Origin of the sequence: Micromonospora sp. NPDC049799, from assembly GCF_040656655.1 — a bacterium.
Lineage (GTDB): Bacteria > Actinomycetota > Actinomycetes > Mycobacteriales > Micromonosporaceae > Micromonospora.
In genome coordinates this window covers 1-1,920 of record NZ_JBFAMU010000734.1, presented here as the reverse complement: position 1 = coordinate 1,920, position 1,920 = coordinate 1, and the positions used below count along the sequence as shown (strand labels likewise).

At 74.7% G+C, this 1,920-nt stretch carries 2 protein-coding genes; both read left to right on the top strand.

From position 1 onward, the window contains the following. The coding region (locus AB0I76_RS28910) for a methyltransferase domain-containing protein (RefSeq protein ID WP_357042022.1) at window positions 1-649 on the top strand (649 nt) is incomplete at its 5' end. Beyond that, window positions 646-1,668, top strand: coding sequence for an adenosine deaminase (locus AB0I76_RS28905; protein WP_357042019.1), 1,023 nt, complete (start codon window positions 646-648; stop codon window positions 1,666-1,668). The genes AB0I76_RS28910 and AB0I76_RS28905, both read left to right, overlap by 4 nt. The last annotated feature ends 252 nt before the right edge of the window (window positions 1,669-1,920 follow it).

Here is a 1,920-nt window from a genome sequence, read left to right as displayed (position 1 = left end):
CGCGCGGTGGCCGGCGGCCCGCGTGCGCGGCCTGGACTCCTCGCCGGAGATGGTCGCCCGCGCCGCCGCCGTCACCACGGTCAGCGTCGCCGAGGGTGACGTCCTGCACTGGCGGCCCGACCCCGACACCGACGTCGTGGTCTGCAACGCGGTGCTCCAGTGGGTGCCCGACCACCGGCGCCTGCTCACCCGGTGGGCCGCCGAGCTGCCCGCCGGCGCGTGGCTCGCGGTGCAGGTGCCCGGCAACTTCGACGCGCCGTCGCACCGGGCGCTGCGCGAGGTCGCCGCGCGGCCCGCCTGGCGCGACACGCTCGCCCCGCTGCTGCGCGAGGCACCGGTCGACGACCCGGTCGGCTACGCCACGCTGCTGACCGCCGCCGGCTGCGCCGTCGACGCCTGGGAGACTACCTACGTGCACCTGCTGCCGGCCCGCGCCGACGCGGACCACCCCGTCCTGTCGTGGATGGAGGGGACCGCGCTCCGGCCGGTCCGCGCGGCCCTGGACGCCGCCGGCTGGTCCGACTTCCGGACCGAGCTGGGCGTACGGCTCACCGAGGCGTACCCGGTGCGGCAGGGTCGGGTGTACTTCCCGTTCCGACGCGTCTTCGTCGTCGCCCGAACCGGCGCCCGTGCCGAGGAGAACAAGTGACCGACCTGCCCACGTTCATCGCCGGACTGCCCAAGGTGGAGCTGCACGTGCACCACGTCGGCTCCGCCTCACCCCGGATCGTCGCCGAGCTGGCCGCCCGGCACGAGGGGCGTACGCCGGTGCCGGCCGACCCGGCGGCGCTCGCCGACTACTTCGTGTTCCGCGACTTCGCGCACTTCATCGAGCTGTACCTGAGCGTCGTGGACCTCGTCCGCGACCCGGAGGACGTCTGGATCCTCACCCACGAGGTGGCCCGGGAGCTGGCCCGCCAGCAGGTCCGCTACGCCGAGCTGACCGTGACGCCGTACTCGCACGTGCACCGGGGGATCCCGGCGCCGGCGTTCTGCGAGGCGATCGAGGACGCCCGCAAGCGGGCAGCGGCCGACTTCGGCATCGAGCTGCGCTGGTGCTTCGACATCCCCGGCGAGGCCGGCCTGCCGGCGGCCGAGGAGACGCTGCGCATCTCGCTGGAGGAGCGCCCGGACGGGCTGATCAGCTTCGGGCTCGGCGGCCCGGAGATCGGCGTGCCGCGACCGCAGTTCAAGCCCTACTTCGACCAGGCGCGGGCGGCCGGCCTGCGCTCCGTGCCGCACGCCGGGGAGACCACCGGCCCGCAGACCGTCTGGGACGCGCTGCGCGACCTGGGCGCCGAGCGGATCGGGCACGGGATCTCCGCCGCCGAGGACCCGGAGCTGCTGGCGTACCTGGCGGAGCACCGGATCGCCCTGGAGGTCTGCCCGACCTCCAACGTGCGCACCCGCGCCGTCGCCACGATCGACGAGCACCCGCTGCGGCGGCTGGTCGACGCCGGCGTACTGGTCACCGTCAACTCCGACGACCCGCCGATGTTCGGCACCACCCTCAACGACGAGTACGCGGTGGCCGCCCGGCTGCTCGGCGTCGGCCCGGAGGGTCTGGCGGCACTGGCCAAGGACGCCGTGTCCGCGTCCTTCCTCGACACCGGCGGGAAGCAGCGGATCAGCGCGGAGATCGACGCGTACGTGGCCACCGGTCGATGAGGGGAGTGGCGCGCGGCGGGAGCAGGTGTGGGGGACCGTCTCTCCCGCCGCGCGCACGGCTCCACCGGCCGGGTGGGTACGTGGGCGGTGGCCGGTGGAACTGATGGGTTCTGGTTCGATCCTGACAGCCGCCGGTCGGTCCGCCATAGGGGTTAACCGTCATCTAAGGAAGACTTGACCGGCCCCACAGCCTGCCGCCGGCGGAGCGTCAGGCGTCGGTGGAGCGGGGGCGCGGCCAGCGCCGGCCGCCGC